The organism is Undibacterium sp. Di27W (assembly GCF_049340345.1).
Classification (GTDB): Bacteria; Pseudomonadota; Gammaproteobacteria; order Burkholderiales; family Burkholderiaceae_D; genus Undibacterium.
The window spans coordinates 1-644 of the sequence record NZ_JBMPOS010000086.1; the positions used below are offsets into that span (position 1 = coordinate 1).

At 50.8% G+C, this 644-nt stretch carries 1 protein-coding gene; it reads right to left on the minus strand.

The annotated features are described in order from the left end of the window. A partial coding sequence (locus ACO0LF_RS31405; protein WP_423021320.1) for a sensor histidine kinase occupies positions 1-644 on the minus strand: 644 nt, incomplete at both ends.

The window sequence follows — 644 nt, forward strand, 5'->3', positions numbered from 1 at the left end:
GAGATGGTACCACCATGCATATGTACCAGACCCTTTACAAGTGAGAGCCCTATACCCAAACCGCCAGTCGTCTTCTCCAGTGTCCGGTCAACTTGAGTAAACATACCGAACACTCGCTCAAGCATGGATGCGGGGATGCCGATCCCGTTATCCGATACTGTCAGAACCACCTCCTTGGAGTCGCAAAGCACCGTCACACGTATCTGCCCTCCGTGATTTGTGTACTTCGCCGAATTATTCAGCAGATTTGACACGACTTGGGCCAAGCGAATAGGGTCGCCTTCAACGAAAATTGGATCGTCCGGAAGGGATACGGTGAGTTCGTGCCCTTGCTGATCGATCATTGGTCGACTTGTCTCCAGAGCGGCAGTGATGACATCCTGAAGTTGAACTCGCTCCATGCGTAGTTCAAGCTTACCTGACGTCAATCGGCTGACATCTAGAAGATCATCAACCAACCGTGCTAACTGTAGAAGCTGACGTTCCATCATTGATCTGACCTTCTCAATGGGAGCGTTTACCCCAATCAGCTGCATCAATTGCAGGCCACTACGGATCGGAGCCAAAGGATTGCGGAGTTCGTGCGCCAATGTTGCAAGAAACTCGTCCTTTTTGCGATCTGCATCTCGTAATTTGCTTTCGGC